Origin of the sequence: Micrococcus sp. HMSC31B01, assembly GCF_001816085.1 — a bacterium.
Lineage (GTDB): Bacteria > Actinomycetota > Actinomycetes > Actinomycetales > Micrococcaceae > Micrococcus > Micrococcus luteus.
In genome coordinates, this window is sequence record NZ_KV824858.1 from 1 (window position 1) to 802 (window position 802).

The 802-nt window shown below is 75.2% G+C and carries 1 pseudogene; it reads right to left on the reverse strand.

Going from position 1 to position 802, the window contains the following annotated elements:
* Positions 1 to 802, reverse strand: a pseudogene (locus tag HMPREF3105_RS00840) (ATP-dependent helicase); the annotation flags it as partial.

An 802-nucleotide genomic window follows, 5' to 3' on the forward strand; every position in this document is an offset into this window, starting at 1 on the left:
GGTCGAGGGAGAGGGCGGCGGCGCGGCGCTCGGCCAGCGGGGAGTCGCCCTCGTAGATGAACTGGGCGATGTAGCCGAACAGGATGGACTGGCTGAACGGCGAGGGCGCCGTCGTCGTGACCTCCACGAGCCGGACGGCCCGCGAGGCCACCCGCCCCGCGAGCTCCTTGAGCGCAGGGAGGTCGTAGACGTCCTGGAGCACCTCGCGCACGGTCTCCAGGATCACGGGGAACCGCGGGTGCTTCCGCGCCACGTCCAGCAGCTGCGCGGACCGCTGCCGCTGCTGCCACAGAGGGGTCCGCCGCCCGGGGTCACGGCGCGGCAGCAGCAGGGACCGGGCCGCGTTCTCCCGGAACCGGGCCGCGAACAGCGCGGACCCGCCGACCTCCGCCGTGACGATCTCGTCCAGCTCCTCGGCCGTGAACTCGAACAGCTCCGCGCCCGGTGGCTCCGCGTCCATCAGCGGGATGCGCAGCACGATCCCGTCGTCGGCCGCCATCGCCGCGCCCGAGCCGGTCTCCAGCCCGTACCGCTGCGCCAGCCGCGCCCCCACCGCGAGCGCCCACGGGGCGTGCACCGCCATGCCGTAGGGGGAGTGCAGCACCACGCGCCAGTCGCCGAGCTCGTCCGTGAACCGCTCCACCACGAGCGTCTGCTCGGTGGGCAGCACCCCGGTGGCCTCGCGCTGGTCCTTCAGGTAGGCCAGGAGGTTGTCCTGCGCCCACGGGTCCAGGCCCGCGGCGGCCAGGCGGGCGCGGCCGGCCTCGGGGTCCGCGTCCAGCTCGCGGCGGAAGCGCCCGAC